Source organism: Microcoleus sp. B3-D7, assembly GCF_036705305.1.
In the GTDB taxonomy this organism is placed as follows: Bacteria; Cyanobacteriota; Cyanobacteriia; order Cyanobacteriales; family Microcoleaceae; genus Microcoleus.
The window spans coordinates 54,357-70,038 of the sequence record NZ_JAUBUE010000009.1; the positions used below are offsets into that span (position 1 = coordinate 54,357).

Annotated in this window: 14 protein-coding genes; 8 read left to right on the forward strand and 6 right to left on the reverse strand. The window is 45.2% G+C overall.

The window, feature by feature from the left end; genetic code table 11:
* Positions 1 to 14: 14 nt before the first annotated feature.
* From QUB25_RS09265 to ccmS, 4 genes are all read left to right on the forward strand, one after another.
* Complete coding sequence (locus QUB25_RS09265; protein ID WP_333182919.1) at positions 15 to 1,850, forward strand: APC family permease; 1,836 nt, start codon at positions 15 to 17, stop codon at positions 1,848 to 1,850.
* Positions 1,851 to 2,202: 352 nt separating this feature from the next.
* Positions 2,203 to 3,666 carry an RtcB family protein gene (locus QUB25_RS09270; protein WP_333182921.1) on the forward strand — a complete coding sequence of 488 codons (1,464 nt, stop codon included), beginning with the start codon at positions 2,203 to 2,205 and terminating at the stop codon, positions 3,664 to 3,666.
* Positions 3,667 to 3,768: 102 nt separating this feature from the next.
* Positions 3,769 to 5,565, forward strand: coding sequence for an ABC transporter ATP-binding protein (locus tag QUB25_RS09275; RefSeq protein WP_333182923.1), 1,797 nt, complete (start codon positions 3,769 to 3,771; stop codon positions 5,563 to 5,565).
* A 155-nt stretch (positions 5,566 to 5,720) separates the two neighbouring features.
* The gene (gene ccmS, locus QUB25_RS09280) at positions 5,721 to 6,152 is read left to right on the forward strand and encodes a beta-carboxysome assembly chaperone CcmS (protein ID WP_333038598.1); all 432 of its coding nucleotides are present in this window, start codon (positions 5,721 to 5,723) and stop codon (positions 6,150 to 6,152) included.
* Between the two features lie 306 nt (positions 6,153 to 6,458).
* Here the strand turns inward: ccmS and QUB25_RS09285 are convergent, their stop codons facing one another.
* From QUB25_RS09285 to QUB25_RS09295, 3 genes are all read right to left on the reverse strand, one after another.
* Positions 6,459 to 7,394, reverse strand: a complete 936-nt coding sequence (locus tag QUB25_RS09285) for a fused MFS/spermidine synthase (protein ID WP_333182925.1) — start codon at positions 7,392 to 7,394, stop codon at positions 6,459 to 6,461.
* A 187-nt stretch (positions 7,395 to 7,581) separates the two neighbouring features.
* Entirely contained in the window at positions 7,582 to 8,181 is a 600-nt protein-coding gene (locus QUB25_RS09290; RefSeq protein WP_333182927.1) for an adenylate/guanylate cyclase domain-containing protein, read from the reverse strand.
* Positions 8,182 to 8,187: 6 nt separating this feature from the next.
* Entirely contained in the window at positions 8,188 to 8,919 is a 732-nt protein-coding gene (locus tag QUB25_RS09295; protein WP_333182929.1) for a response regulator, read from the reverse strand.
* A gap of 325 nt (positions 8,920 to 9,244) precedes the next feature.
* Here QUB25_RS09295 and QUB25_RS09300 point away from each other — a divergent pair, with 325 nt between their 5' ends.
* Positions 9,245 to 9,610, forward strand: a complete 366-nt coding sequence (locus tag QUB25_RS09300) for a hypothetical protein (protein ID WP_333134959.1) — start codon at positions 9,245 to 9,247, stop codon at positions 9,608 to 9,610.
* A 152-nt stretch (positions 9,611 to 9,762) separates the two neighbouring features.
* On the opposite strand, the gene QUB25_RS09305 is transcribed toward QUB25_RS09300, so the two are convergent.
* The 3 genes from QUB25_RS09305 to QUB25_RS09315 form a co-directional block, all read right to left on the reverse strand.
* Complete coding sequence (locus QUB25_RS09305; protein ID WP_333182930.1) at positions 9,763 to 10,794, reverse strand: ABC transporter substrate-binding protein; 1,032 nt, start codon at positions 10,792 to 10,794, stop codon at positions 9,763 to 9,765.
* A 296-nt stretch (positions 10,795 to 11,090) separates the two neighbouring features.
* Positions 11,091 to 11,876, reverse strand: coding sequence for an ABC transporter ATP-binding protein (locus QUB25_RS09310; RefSeq protein WP_333182932.1), 786 nt, complete (start codon positions 11,874 to 11,876; stop codon positions 11,091 to 11,093).
* 146 nt (positions 11,877 to 12,022) lie between these two features.
* The gene (locus QUB25_RS09315; protein ID WP_333182933.1) at positions 12,023 to 13,021 is read right to left on the reverse strand and encodes an iron ABC transporter permease; all 999 of its coding nucleotides are present in this window, start codon (positions 13,019 to 13,021) and stop codon (positions 12,023 to 12,025) included.
* Positions 13,022 to 13,217: 196 nt separating this feature from the next.
* On the opposite strand from QUB25_RS09315, the gene QUB25_RS09320 reads away from it, so the two are divergent.
* The 3 genes from QUB25_RS09320 to QUB25_RS09330 all read left to right on the forward strand — a co-directional run bounded on the left by QUB25_RS09320 (position 13,218) and on the right by QUB25_RS09330 (position 15,609).
* Positions 13,218 to 13,664 carry a SufE family protein gene (locus QUB25_RS09320; RefSeq protein ID WP_333064207.1) on the forward strand — a complete coding sequence of 149 codons (447 nt, stop codon included), beginning with the start codon at positions 13,218 to 13,220 and terminating at the stop codon, positions 13,662 to 13,664.
* A 14-nt stretch (positions 13,665 to 13,678) separates the two neighbouring features.
* The gene (locus tag QUB25_RS09325; RefSeq protein ID WP_333182934.1) at positions 13,679 to 14,584 is read left to right on the forward strand and encodes an alpha/beta hydrolase; all 906 of its coding nucleotides are present in this window, start codon (positions 13,679 to 13,681) and stop codon (positions 14,582 to 14,584) included.
* A gap of 68 nt (positions 14,585 to 14,652) precedes the next feature.
* On the forward strand, positions 14,653 to 15,609 hold the full coding sequence (locus QUB25_RS09330; RefSeq protein ID WP_333182936.1) for a DUF6282 family protein: 957 nt from the start codon (positions 14,653 to 14,655) through the stop codon (positions 15,607 to 15,609).
* Positions 15,610 to 15,682: the final 73 nt, after the last annotated feature.

A 15,682-nucleotide genomic window follows, 5' to 3' on the forward strand; every position in this document is an offset into this window, starting at 1 on the left:
TATATTGAGTTTTAATGTACACTTATTCTCGACTCAAGCGATTTTTACTGGGTGAATCTCTCCCCACTAGCGCATCGGTTCATGAACGCCTGAGCAACGCTGCAGGACTAGCTGTTCTGGCTTCAGATGCACTTTCGTCTGTTGCCTACGCTACTCAAGAAACTCTGCTGGTGCTATTACTAGCGGGGAGTAGTAGTTTGAGTTTATCCCTGCCTATTTCGGGAATTATTGTTTTACTGTTGGCGATCGTGGCGCTGTCTTACCGACAGACAATTAAAGCGTACCCCAACGGCGGCGGTGCTTACATTGTGGCGCGAGAAAATTTAGGTATTTATCCCGGTTTGGTCGCAGCAGCTTCACTGATGATTGACTACATTTTAACTGTAACAGTCAGTATTTCGGCTGGGGTGGCGGCCTTAACTTCAGCATTTCCCGGATTGGAACCGTATAGAGTGGAACTGTGTTTATTTTTTATTGTCTTAGTCATGTTTGCCAATCTCAGGGGCGTGCGAGAATCTGGCAATATATTTATGGTTCCTACCTATGCGTTTATCGTGGTAATTTTTATCTTGATTGGCACGGGTTTATATCAACAGGCAACAGGTCAGGTTTTCCAGACCTTAGAAAATATTCCGGCTAAGGAGCCTTTGGGATTATTTCTGCTGGCGCGCGCGTTTGCAGCGGGCTGTACTGCCCTGACAGGAGTTGAAGCCATATCAGACGGGGTGTTAGCTTTTAAGCCTCCTGAATGGAAAAATGCGAGCCTGACTTTGACCTATATGGGGGTAATTCTGGGAGTGATGTTTGTGGGAATTAGTTACTTGGGTAATATTTATCACGTGATTCCTAGCGAACATGAAACCCTCCTTTCTATCTTAGGGAAAGATATTTTTGGAGTCGGCATATTTTACTATTATTTGCAGGCCGCAACTCTGTTAATTTTGCTGTTGGCGGCGAATACGAGTTATGCGGATTTTCCGCGACTTTGTTATTTTTTGGCGCGGGACGGGTTCTTGCCGAGGCAATTGTCGCTGTTGGGCGATCGCCTAGTTTATTCTAATGGCATTAATCTGCTAAGCTTCTGCGCTGCTCTTTTAATTATCATCTTTCAAGGCAATACGAGCGCGGTGCTCCCCCTGTATGCGGTTGGAGTTTTCACTTCTTTTACTCTCTCCCAATCGGGAATGGTAATTCACTGGTTTAAGGAACGAGGTAAAGGTTGGCAAGTTAGTGCTGTGATGAACGGTATTGGTGCACTGGCAACAACGGGAGTTTTGGGTGTAATTCTCGCTACAAAATTCTTTTTGGGAGCTTGGGTTGTCGTAGTAACTATTCCGATCGTAGTCAGTCTATTTTTAGCTATTCACCGACACTATCGGTATGTAGCGGCTCGCTTGAGCATTCAGGGAATAGAACCGAGGTCTTATCTCCGCAGACCTAGAGTTAAGACGGTAACACATCCGGCAGTGGTGTTAGTCGGGCAGTTGCACCGAGGAACTTTCGAGGCCCTCGATTACGCTCGTTTAATTGCTGATGAAGTTGTGGCAGTTCACGTGGATATTGGTTTGACCGATCGAGAAAAATTACAATTAGCTTGGAAAGATTTGCAGTCCGACATTCCTTTGGAAATTCTGGAATCTCCTTACCGTTCTGTTGGTGAGGCTTTGACGCACTTTTTGACTTTGTTTGAAGAGCAGCGACCGGGAGTATATCTAACGCTGATCATTCCGGCTTTTGTGACGCGAAATTGGTGGGAGGGACTGCTGCACAATCAAACTGCTTTCTTTTTGAAAGCGGCTTTGCGCGCTAAAAAAAGTCGGGTTGTAACAACGGTTAGGTATTTTCTTTAAGTAGGGATGGGCAACCACGGGGGATTGCCCCTACTTCCTCGCAATGAAGACTGAAATGCGGTCGGACGCGCTGGCCCAAGAAACCCGGTTTGTTCGCAAAATCTTTGGTTTGGATGCCATTTTTCTAGGCAGAAACCGGGTTCCTGACACCGCTTGGTAAATCATATATATTTATTAAAAATTAATCAAAGGGTTGACATATCAAAAATGATATGTCATAAATTTAGTCATTAGAAAAGTTGCCTTTCAACTTATCTTTAAAAAGATTGCGGCTGCTGAACCCAAGTCTTTTGTTCCCTAAAAAATCTCTTCAACTTTTGGGGGTTGCTATGCAACCCGCATCAGACTATTTATGCAGCAGCCAAAAAACTTGAACAGGCTTTTGCGAGCTTTGTCTCGGCAAGGTCTTGATGTTAGTTACGACAATAAAGTCTACTCGATTTGTCTCAATAGTTCTCTGAAAGAACACTGGCAAGATGCCACTGCTACAACAGCAGAAGTTTTGCTCCCAGAGGATTTTCCTGTGGAAGCAAAAGCGCTCAAACAGTTAGCAAATTTGGCGAATGTTCGACACCCTCAAGGCGGCTGCGTTTGTCGCGCCTGCGCTACTCCTGACTTCCATCCGGGGGATGCGGGGGTGGCGATCGGCTCGATCGTCCAAACAGCAGGAATGGTGATTCCGGCGGCTACCGGTTCCGATATTAACTGCGGGATGCGGTTACACGTTGCGGATTTGTCGATCGAACAATTCCTCAGTCAGCGCGATCGATTTGTAGAATTGCTCAAAGGGGATTATTTCTTCGGTACTCGCGATGTCAGCATGACTGCAAAAACTGCTCGCGCCATGTTCCAACACGGGATTCCCGGATGGCTGGATGCTATGCCCGACGATCCCACCGGCAGCGCGGCTAATTCGGATTTCCAGCAGTTGGCCGCAGAGTGCGATCGCACTTTCCTCGGCGGTTCCATGAATGGCGATGTCAAATGGGCTCCGGAAGAATTAGTCCCAAATGACGGCTTAGTCAGGGATGGCGGCTTAGGTACTATCGGCGGCGGCAATCACTTTGTCGAAATTCAAGTGGTTGAGGAAGTTATCGATCGAGCTACGGCTTATACTTGGGGAGTTCGATCGGGACAAATCGCTTTCATGATTCATTCGGGTTCGCGGAATGTCGGCAAATACATCGGCGGAATGTGGCGCGATCGAGCTTGCGACGCCTGGCCGAAAACTCTGAAACATCCTGAATCCCGGCTTTTCCCGCTGTCTGTGGCAGCAAATCCCGAACTTGTGAACAGCTACCTGCAAGCGGAAGCAACCGCCGCTAACTACGGTTTTATCAACCGTTTGCTGCTAGCAGAACTTCTGCGCTGGCGTTTGCGGCAAGTTTTCGGGGATGTGGAAGCTCCTTTAGTATACGATGTGCCTCACAATATCACTTTAGCTGAAGGTGGTGGCTGGGTAACGCGCAAAGGCGCTTGTCCCGCACATTCCGGCCAGCCTGTAATTGTACCGGGTTCGATGGGCGCGCCCTCTTATTTGCTGGTTGGGAAGGGGAACGATCGATTTTTGCGATCGGCTTCTCACGGTGCAGGTAGGGCGCGATCGCGCTTCGATATGAGTCGCGCAGGTGCTGACAAAACTGACTCCGCTTTGGGATTAACGGGCGTAGATTGCATTACCTGGCGCGAAGAACGCAGAATCGAAGAAGCACCGACGGCTTACAAGCCAATTCAACCAGTAATTGACATTCAGGTTGAGGCGCAAATAGTTGGTGCAGTCGCTAAAATGAAGCCAGTGTTAACGTTTAAAGCCTAGGAACGGGGCATTTGAGAATTAAAAATTAAACAAGGGTAAGGTGCGCGCGGATCGCCCTACTAATTTTTAATTCTCGACCCTATTTCCGATGCCCAATGCCCTATGACTGATTCTCAAGCATCACCAAATCAATCAAAACCTGTCCATCCCCTAAAGCGGCTGCTGAAGTACGGGCGCCGCTACCGCCTGAAAGCTTGGCTGGCAAGTATCTGTTCGCTGCTGAATAAATTCTTCGATTTAGCGCCGCCAGCATTAATCGGTATTGCCGTTGATGTGGTGGTGAAACAGCAAGATTCTATCCTCGCTCAGTGGGGCATAAAAGATGTCTTTTGGCAACTGGCAATTATCACTCTTTTGAGCGCGGTTGTTTGGACGTTGGAATCTCTTTTTGAATATGCCTATGATTATTTGTGGCGCAATTTGGCTCAGGATATTGAACACGATTTGCGTCTGGAAGCTTACAGCCATTTACAGGAATTAGAATTAGCTTATTTTGAAGAACGCAGCACGGGCGGTTTGATTTCTATTCTCAATGATGATATCAATCAGCTAGAACGTTTTTTGGACGACGGTGCTAATGAGGTGATTCAGGTAATTACAACGGTTGTTGTGATTGGCGCGGCTTTTTTTGCTGCTTCTCCTGGTGTTGCTGGGCTGTCCATGCTGCCGATACCTTTTATTATTTGGGGTTCGATCGCCTTTCAAAATCGCCTCGCTCCTCTCTATGCTGATGTGCGGGAAAAGGTGAGTTTTCTGAACGGGCAACTGTCGAATAATTTGATGGGAATTACTACTATTAAAAGCTTTACTTCCGAAGATTATGAAATTCAGCGCATCGAAACACAAAGCCAAGCTTACCGCCAAAGCAACCGACGGGCGATCGTACTTTCGGCAGCTTTTATTCCGCTGATTCGGGTTGTGATTTTCTTGGGGTTTATTGCAACGCTATTTCTGGGCGGTTTGGAGGTGGTGGCGGGCAAATTGTCTGTGGGAACTTACAGCGTTTTGGTGTTTTTGACGCAGCGGTTGCTGTGGCCGCTGACTCGCCTGGGAAATACTCTGGATCAATACCAGCGCGCAATGGCTTCTACTAATCGGGTGATGAATTTGTTGGATACTCCGATCGCAATTCGCACGGGTGATATTCGGCGGCCGGTTAGTTCGATTAAGGGTGAGTTGGAATTTAAAAATGTGACATTTTCTTACAATCAAAGAAAGCCGATTTTGCAGTATTTTTCCTTGACTCTGCCGGCGGGAAAAACTACTGCGATTGTTGGCGCTACTGGTTCGGGAAAAAGTACCTTGGTGAAACTCATATTGAGGCTGTACGAGGTACAGTACGGGAATATTTATCTCGACGGTATAGAATTAAACAACCTAAATTTAAAAGATTTGCGGAGAGCGATAGGATTGGTGAGTCAAGATGTGTTTTTGTTTCACGGTACGGTGGCAGAAAATATTGCTTACGGCAGTTTTGAGGCAACTAATCTAGAGATAGTAAATGCTGCTAAAATTGCAGAAGCGCACGAGTTTATCGCCCAATTGCCGGACGGTTACAACACTATTGTAGGGGAACGCGGTCAAAAATTGTCGGGGGGTCAGCGGCAGCGAATTGCAATTGCGCGGGCTGTTTTGAAGAATCCGCCGATTTTGATTCTGGATGAGGCTACTTCAGCGGTGGATAACGAGACGGAGGCGGCAATTCAGCGATCGCTCGAACGAATTACCAAAAATCGCACTACAATTGCGATCGCCCACCGTCTTTCTACTGTCCGCAATGCCGATTGCATTTGTGTCATGGAAGAGGGGCTGGTGGTAGAATCGGGGCAGCACGAACAACTGATCGAACAGGACGGAATTTATGCGGCGCTCTGGCGCGTGCAATCTGGTATAAGATAGAAACGCAGCGGTTTTGGGTAATTGCTAATTGGGAATTGGGAATTGGGGATGGGGCATTGGGCATGGGTAACTAATGACAACTGCCAACTGCCAACTGCCAACTGACTACTGACTGCTGACGGTAAAATATTAGTTTATACAAACAAGAAGAGAAAATGTTTCTATTTGATAGCCCTGAATCCAAACCCAACGAAAATAGCTGGAGCCGGAAATTAGATAAATTCGTGAAAGCTAATCAAAATGAATTGGCTGCTTTGGCTTGGGGGCTATTTCTGGAAAGGGGAGAGGAAAGCGAGGAGATTTTGGCAATTGATGTTGCAGAAACTGCGCGTTTTGTGTATTGTAAGAAAGAGGCGGTTGAGGAGTTGAACCGTCAAGTGAGAAGTCATATTCAGGAAGTTGTAGGTGTGTTGAACGCTCACAAGCCTGAGACAGAAGTGGCGATTTTGGCGATCGGGGAAGGTCAAATTAAGTTAATTTTTTTTGAACCTAAGCCTGAACCTCCTGTGTGTTTTGAGGAAGCTGCTACAGATGTGGATACATTGTTGGCTAAGCTGGAACAGCAGATGGTTGAATATATGAAATAGGACTTATATCAAATCCGGTGGCATCGGAATTGATATTACCTACAATCAGGAGACGACGCCGTGCGGTTTCCCTACAATTAATCGCGCGATTGTTACATCTGTTATGGAGGAAAATTGACTATTTTGGGGTAGGCAAACGGCATTGCCGTGTCCTCAGTTGCCGTATTGTCGATGGCTATATCCGATCGCACTCAGAGGGCAATTTCATCCCACAGCCTCTTTCAATCCCTCGGTTAGCTCAACTGCGTATCAGCAATAGGCAAGATGCCTGTTCCACAAAGAGTAAACCCGGACTTATTATCAATATCAGAATAACCAGCAATCAAAATAACCAGCGGGGGGCGAATCGTCCTGAAAAATTTGAGCTTTGTCTAAAGTAGGTACAGCCTCTGCCAACTCTCTACCTACTTTTACCTCAAGCGCCCTGTATGTTAATGGAAAGGAAAATTGATGACTATCTTGCAAATATTTTGCCTTAGCCACAATCTCATCTTTCTCCAAAATCTGGCTGTTGCTACCAATCAAAATGCTATTACTTTCCTGGCAAACACACAGGCACACCTGAGAAAACACACTTTGAAAAGTCGTGATTTTTTCGGCATAAAACTCATCTCTTTGCAGCAGATTTGCTAGTACAACTCCCTCGCTTGACAAGTGTTTTTCGCAGAGGTGATAAAATTCTTTGGTGGATAGGCGGTGCGGAAAGTAGCCGTTGCCAAAAGCTACGTCGATCATGATGATATCGTACTGACTAGCGGATTTTTGCTGCTCTAAATACTCTCTGCCGTCTTGAATTGTTACCGTCAGCCGGTCGTCCAATTTCACCCCAAAACACTTTTTAGCTGCTTCGATCGCGATCGGATCGACATCCGTACATTCTATAACAGTTTCCGGCAAATAGTGGTGCAAAACTAAGGGAATTCTGCCACCGCCAAATCCAGCCATATAGATTCTTTGAGGTTGGCTTTGCCACACTAAACCCAACATCATCGCCTGAGTATATTCAGATACTAGATGTAAAGGATTGTTGAAATCGAAAACAGATTGCAGTAAATCTGTTTGCTGATTTACTTTTTCTACTAAAGATAGCTTAATGTGCGATCGCTCTTTTGTGACTGCAACATAGTGAACACCAGACTCTTTGCAAAAAATAACTTTGTCTGGCTGTTGCTGCAGCCAAGCCAGCCGCTGTCCAATAGCGGATAAATTAATAGATTGCCAAGTTTTGTGTTCCTCAATCATCTGATTTTAAATTTTATTTAAATGCGATATTCTCTAAGAATATAGCCTCATCCAGGCGGTTTCTACCAAAATGGCTGAGTTGCCCGGTATCTGCGAAGAAACCGGGTTTCTAGTCAAGGCTGGCGCAAGTCATGTTCTCATTTTTCAGCAGGGCAGGGGAACTAGAAGACCAGAGAAATTAAGCCGATTACAGCCGCTTGTAGGCTACCAATTCCAAACCTGAAACCGAAAGTTCCACTTTTTGCCAATCTTGCTTGTCACCTTCCAACTTTTCAAAGGCTGCTGAGGTTAGCAAAATCTCTCCCCGTTCCGCCAAATCCTCTCCCAGCTTGGATGCGAGATTAAATTCCGATCCGTACATATCCTCTCCTTCCAGCATCAAAACATCGCCACAGCCAATACCAATACAGAGGTAAATATCCATCTCCGGCGGCAGTGTCGTGTTGACAGCCGCTGTGTGTTTCAAAGAGTCGCTCGCAGCTTCCACCGCCGATTTTACATCGGGAAAAACTGCAAAAATATTGTCTGCTTCCTCCTTAACTACAGTGCCACCGTATTCGGAAATTATCGGTTTGACAATTCCGTGCATCCGGTGAATCATTGCCAAAAAATGAATAATTCCGTGGCGGACTGTCGTGCGCGAAAATCCCGACATATCCATTACTAAAATTGCGTAATTTTTGCGAAAAGTAGTATTGATTTTTTCGTCAATCTCAGCCATTCTTTCGGGATATTCGTTTCTTTCTTGCAGCAGCTTTTCTAAGTTAGCGCGGTTATTTGTTTTCATTTTTGTTTAATTAAATTCCCAATCTCGACACAGTTCTTGAGGGCGGCCAGCAGGATGCACTGCACAATTGATGCCATCCTTACCGTAATAATAATCGCACACTTTGCAAGGTTTAGTTTGCTCTAATTTTTTCATCAAAATTGCCCGGATTTTCTGGACTCGGTTGCGATACTTATTTGCATTCGAGTGACTCGGTTCAATTGTCAAAGCTTGCTCGAAAGCGGCTAAGCTGGAATCGTACAATTTAATAATTTGGGCGCTGTATTTTGTCCAAGCATGGGCATGGCTTTGATACAGTTCGACTGTACTTAAGTTTAAAATTCCGTATTCTGTCCAAGCGTCGGCTGAAGCTCGATCGAACTTAATATTGGCATTGAGCAAAACTTTTTTGATCGTTGCCAAAAGTTCCCTCGGCTGCCAAGGTTTGCTAACATAAGCCTCGGCGCGATCGCCCTGGAACCTCGAAAATAAAGCTAACTGCTGTCCCTTGCCTGTTAAAAATACCACCGGTATGTTCCGAGTTTCGGGATTAGCTTTAATTAAACGACAAACCCCGTAGCCGTCCAGACGGGGCATTATGACATCTAATAATACTAAATCAGGGCAATTTTTCTCAACTTTAGCCAGCGCTTCCACACCGTCTGATGCCTGAATTACATTCAATCCGCTGCATCTCAACTGATGTGAAATGCACTCCCGCTGGCTGCGGGAATCTTCCACCACTAAAACTGTACTCATCACTCCCCACCTGGTTTTTGAGGTAAACTTGTTCGCTGCTTCGAGTCACCCTTGCTGACATCAGTTTACCCGCATTGGATGAATTTATTATCACTGGCGAGCTAAACTTACTCAAATTGCAACAAATCTTAAACTGGGGAGCGAAGGCAATAGTTATCAAAAAATGCTGGTTGCTAATACCCTGATAATTGTTGAAGGTTTAGGCGGCAAATATTCGGCTTTTAAGCCTTAATAACGGCAAATCATACTGATATCGGACGACAACCTTGTTGAATTGCAACAGATAATCGGCTACTGTATACGTTGAAGTTCTCAAGGACGACAAATGAATCGATTGCTCCTCACTTTATTGGTAAGTCCGACGCTGTTTGGATCTGTGATGTCTTTGAGCGCGATCGCAAATCCCGCTCAAATTGGCGAAACACCAAGCCAATCGGCTGATTCGCCTCAATGCGTGCGATCGCCCCACACTCAGCGCATGACTTGCGTGCGCCTCCCAGCCAAAGCTACTGCTGCTAATTCTAAAGTAAGAATCAGTTGGCAGCGGCCGGGTGACGAACAGGTAGCAATGCTGGATTTTACGGAAGAAGAAAGTGATGCGGCGGCGGCGCTGTTTGGCTGCGACTGCCAGGCGTGTATTAACTCGCTGCGGCAGTTGCGCGGTTTGCCACCTCTGGATCTAGCTTCTTGAGGGTTATCCGACAGCATAGGAAGTCAGGGTTAAAAACCAGGTTTCCGATCGCTGCGCGCTTTTGAGTGCTTTTAGCTTTTTCACATTTAGAGAAATTGTAGTCAATTTGTTGCAGGATTTCTAGAGTTTTTTTATCTCTCAAAATCGGGTCTCTACTTTTTAGCTAGAACTTGTTTAAGTTGATAAGTTGCTTGCTCAATTTTTTCGATACTACCTGGGTTGACCAATCCGTAGTAGTCAAAAACGTAAACTCGATTATTTTTTGTGGCTGTTAGTTGATTCCAAAATGAATCAGATTTAAATTGGTCTAAAATTCCTTCTCCCCGATCGACTACAATGATAACTTCGGGATTAGCCTCTAAAACCTTTTCCGCTGAAAGCGTCACGTAGCCTCGCACGGGGCTATCTCCTTGCAATTGGGCTGCGACATTTTTCACGTTAAACTTACCCAGCAAATCTCCAGCCCAACTGCTTTGATTCGGCGATAAAATCGGTTGTCTGCTTACCAAAACTAAAGTGGCGGGGTTTTGATTTGGGATGTCTGATAAAAATGTTTGGTAGCGTTTTAACAGAGGTTGGGGATTCGTATTGAGGGATTTAGCTAAAGTGGTTGTTAACTCTTCTAGCGATTTCCAGCTATCAACTTGAGTTAGTAAAGTTTTAATTCCAAGCTGCTGCAATTTTTGCATTGTTTGGTCGTGAAATCCCGACGCACCTACCACCAAATCCGGTTTCAATGCGATGATTTTTTCCAGATTGGGAGGGGTGCGTTCGGCAGTGACTGCGGTAATCCCTGTAAATTTGGGGTTGCTGCTGACTAATGCGCTGCCGGGAATTCCTACAAGTTTGGTTGGGTCGAGTTGATGGATAATATCGGCGGTTAAAGGTGTTAAAGCTACAACTTTTTGTGCTGATTCGCTGTTAGTTGTTTGTGGTTGATTTGCTGGTGAACCAGCAGGAGTTGATTGCTGAATTTGGGGTGAAGTGGCGGCGGAGCAAGCGGTAAATGCTAAACTCAGCAACAGGATAGCGGTACGATAAAAAAAAGTTTTGTACATAGTTTTGGGTAGAGTTACAGCGAGTTTAGACCAGGTTGAGACAGAATTGACGGGAAGTGCGATCGCACTCAGAAATGATTGTTGAGGGTTGACTGTTGACGGTTGACTGTTTGGATATTTGAACAATACCGATGCAACCGGAAACGATCAGACGGGAAGTTCGATCGCACTTTAGCGCTTAATGATTTAAATATCAATAGTTTACGGTAGATTTTGTATAAAAAACCGCCTTTCTTGCCTGAATGCGGATTTTTTAAGTATCTCTTAAGTTTTATTCGACCCTTTGCAATCAAGACTAGGCAATAGCTTAAAGCCTTTGCCACTCAGATAGAACAGCGGATGGTGGCAATAAGTTAATAGAAATAATTATGAATAAATTGAGAAATTAGTGCGAGCAAAAGTTTATATTTAGCATAAATTTATTAACTCTGAAGAGTAGGAGCGATCGCACAAATCTGCAAGCCTACAGAAGTTTCTAAAATGATAGCTTCTACGCCAAAAGTCTGAGCTAAATTATCAGTAGTTAAAACTTGTGCGGGAGTTCCTACACAAAAAAGTTCCCCTTTATTTAACATAGCAATTCGCGAACTGTACCTAGCAGCTAAATTAATTTCATGCAGCACCGTAATAATCCTCAATTTGTGTTTTAGATTTAGTTGGTTAAGCAAATCTAACAATTGCAACTGATAGCAGATATCTAAATAAGTAGTAGGTTCATCTAATAGCAAAACTTGCGGATTTTGAGCCAAAGCTAAGGCGAGGAAAGCGCGCTGGCGTTCGCCTCCTGAGAGTTGTTCGACGGGGCGATCGCGAAATTCCTCAATCCCTGTTTGACTGATAGCAACTTCCACATTTTCTGCATCTTCCTTGCTCAATTCCCACTGCCACCAACCCTGATGAGGAGAACGCCCCAAACTAACTAATTGCCGTACCGTCAAACCTTCGGGTATTGTTTGGTGCTGCGGCAAAATCGCTAATTTTTGAGCGACAACAGCAGCAGGTTGAGTATGAATTGCTTTGCCATCAAGCAACACACTTCCTTGCTGTGGAGTTAGGATGCGGCTAACTAACTTCAAAAAAGTAGACTTACCAGAACCGTTGGCACCGATGAGACTCAACCACTCACCAGGTTGTAAAGATAAAGTGATGTTGTGGGCGATCGCAACTTCGCCGTAACCACCAGTTAAATTTTGAATTTCTAAAGACATTAGATTTTGGTAATGGGTAATTGGGCATGGGGCATGGGGCATGGGGCATGGGGCATCGGGCATCGGGCATCGGGCATTGGTTACTAATAACTAATAACTGATGACTAATAACTAATAACTAATGACTAATGACTAATGACTAATGACTAATAACTAGAACGCCGATAAAGCAGCCAGACAAACAGGGGAGAACCCAACAAAGCCGTCACCGTACCCACAGGCAATTCTACGGCACCCAAACGAGCCAAAAAATCAGCAAAAGTCAACACCCAAGCACCGGCGATCGCACTCAACGGCAACACAAACCGATAATCATTACCAACCAACAAACGCACCCCGTGAGGCACAACCAATCCCACAAAACCAATCAATCCGCCGATGCTGACAGCACTCGCAGCTAGCAAAGTAGCAACACCCCCAATCAACAAGCGCGATTGCACCAGCGAAACCCCCAAACCAACAGCTAAATCGTCACCCAAAGCCAGCAAATTTATCGATCGCCCTAAAAAACATCCTAACAGCAAAGCACCCAAAATATAAGGCGCAGCCACCTGCAAATCCGACCAACCGCGACCGTTCAAACTACCGATCAACCAATTCAAAGCAGCTTGCAAACGGCTGTCTTCAGCTAACAGCAACAGTGTAGTTTGTATTGCCCCAAACAGAGAACTCACAGCCACACCAGCTAAAACCAAACGTTCCACAGAAATCCCCGTTTTAGTTTTTCCCAAAAAGTAGACCAGCATTGAAGTTAAAATAGCACCTATCCAAGCCGCCAAAGGCACCCAAGTTTGAAATATTCCCAAAGTCAGCATGGTAATCGCAACCAACCCCGCACCCGCCGAAATTCCTAATACAAAAGGATCGGCTAAACCGTTGCGGAGCAAACCTTGCAGCAAAGCCCCCGACATTCCTAAAGCCGCACCAACCGTCAGCGCTGCCGCCACTCTGGGCAAACGCAATTCCCAGAAAATAGTTTGATTGACAGCATCACCTCGGTGCAGAAATGCTTGCCACAATTGATCGGCACTCATCGGCACCGCACCAAAAGAAAGCGAAAGGGCGATGGTTAATAGCAAACCCAATCCTAAGAAGACAACGGCCTGAAAAACTCGATATTTTAGCCAGATTTTTTGCAGCTTCACTACATTACACCACAATCTTGATTAACAGCACTAAATACCATATTTCCTCGGTTGAGAATGCTCGAACTCGTTAACTACAATAACAATAACCGATTCACCTGAAGACGGCTTCAGTAGGAGCAGATGAGCAGGCGATCGCACCCGCCGCCAAAATTAAATGTATAATATTAACGAAGTAAACCGCTACCAGTGAATCATGTCCGCAAACACCGCGCTACCCCCAGCCCTAGCTAAAATCGTTCAGCGCTTTCAGCGACATTCCGATCCAAAACAGCGCTACGAACAACTGCTGTGGTATGCCAAAAGACTCCCAGCATTTCCTGAAAGCGACAAACTGCCGGAAAACAAAGTTTCTGGCTGCGCGTCGCAAGTTTATGTTACTGCAAATTTGGCAGACGGAAAAGTTTTGTATCAAGGCGATTCAGACGCTCAGTTAGTCAAAGGATTAGTTGGCTTGCTGGTGGAAGGTTTGAGCGGATTAACGCCTGCTGAAATTGTCACCATTACCCCAGATTTTATTCAAGACACGGGATTGAATGTGAGTCTGACACCTTCCCGCGCTAACGGATTTTACAACATCTTTCAAATGATGAAAAATAAGGCACTTGCTTGTGAATTGACCAAGCAAGCCGAAGCAAATTAAAAGAATAAACAGCCATGACTCAAACTACAAATTTAACAAAATCAGGTTCTGGCAACTATCCCGCCGCAGTTCAAGAATATATCTGGAATTGGGAAAAAACGCAAATCAAAGTTATTTACGAAACCATAGGACAGGGAAATCCTGTATTGCTGCTGCCTGCTTTCAGTACGGTTTCCACGCGAGAAGAAATGCGTCCTTTAGCAGAATTGTTAGCTCATAAATTTCAAGTCGTGAGCTTAGATTGGCCGGGTTTTGGCGACTCGGATCGCCCGCGAACCGACTATCAACCGCAATTATACCATCAATTTGTCAAGGATTTTGTTGAGGCAATTTTTAATAGTCCGGTTGCTGTAGTTGCTGCTGGTCACGCTGCGGGTTATGCGATGCAGTTAGCGCAATCACAGCCGAATGTTTGGTCAAAGATTGTGTTAGCTGCACCGACTTGGCGCGGGCCTTTGCCGACGATGAGCAAACAGCAAAGCGGATGGCACGGAATGGTGAGAGAATTAGTACGATCGCCCTTACTGGGACAATTTCTATACAAACTCAACACTGCACCGTCATTCCTCAGTTTGATGTACCGCCGCCACGTGTATGTTGATGCAGCTAAAGTCACGCCGGATTTCATTCAAAATAAGTGGAAAATTACGCAAAAACCCGGTGCTCGCTACGGTCCCGCTGCCTTTGTGACTGGTGGTTTAGATACGGCAAAAGTGCGATCGGAATTTACAGATAAATTTCAACAATTAGCCGTGCCGGTGATGGTTGTAATTGCTGAAAATGCGCCACCAAAATCAAAGGCTGAAATGGAAGCATTAACAGAATTACCGGGTGTTGAATCGCGAGTTATTCCTGGTTCTTTGGGTATGCACGAAGAGAATGCAGAAGCGTTAGCAAATGCGGTTAAATCTTTTATTTGAGAGAATTAAGAGAGAATGAACCGCAGAGGGCGTAGAGAACACAGAGGGGAGAAGGGAAGAGGGGATGAATGCAAGCTGTTTTTTTTACGTTAGTTTGGATGGTTTGCTATTGGTTTTGTCTGCCAGTTTATGCTGTCGGAGATTCGCCGATGGTCAATTTGCCAAAGAGTACGATCGAAGGTGCGATCGACTTTCACATTCATTCTTCTCCTGATGTGATTCCTCGCAGGTTGGATGATTTTGAGGTAGCGAAATTAGCTGCTAGTGCGAAGATGAAAGCTGTTGTATTGAAAAATCACTTTGCGAGTACAGCAGCGCGGGCAGTTTTGGTGAATAAAATAGTACCAGAAATCAAAGTTTTCGGGGGAGTTGTTCTCAATAAGTCGGTAGGGGGAATTAATCCCGAGGCTGTAGATGCAATGCACCGCATCGGTGGCAAATACGGTAAAATAGTGTGGTTGCCAACGGTTGATGCTGAGCATCACTTGCAGGTTTTTCACAAGTCGGGAATTGGGATTAAAGTTGCGGAAAATGGCAAGGTTTTACCGGAAACAGCAGCGGTGTTGAAGATGGTAGCCAAAGAAAATTTAATATTGGAAACCGGTCATATTTCCTCAGAAGAAGTGATGGCAGTTGTCGCTGAAGCCAACCTGCTCAACATTAAAAACATCCTGATTACCCACGCAATGGCGGATGTACCCGGTTTATCCCTAGAAAATATGCAAACAGCCGCCGCAGCCGGAGCTTTCTTAGAACTCGCATTTGTGAACGATTTGATGGGAGAAAATGCCGCTGATGAGGCACACAAAAACTGGCATCAAGTTTCTATTACTAAGATGGCAGCAGCGATTAAACTAATCGGAGCAGAGCATTTTGTTATGAGTACGGATTTGGGAAGAGAACCAGATCCTTTGCCGGCGGAAGGTTACAAATTATTTGTGGAAAAATTGATAAATGAAGGCCTTTCTCCGCACGAAATTGATTTAATGACGAAACACAATCCAGCTCGATTGTTAGGCATTTAGAATTGGTAATTGGGTATTGGCAATCGGGGATTGGGAACCGCTAATTGGGAATTCTTTTCCTTCTTCCCTCTTC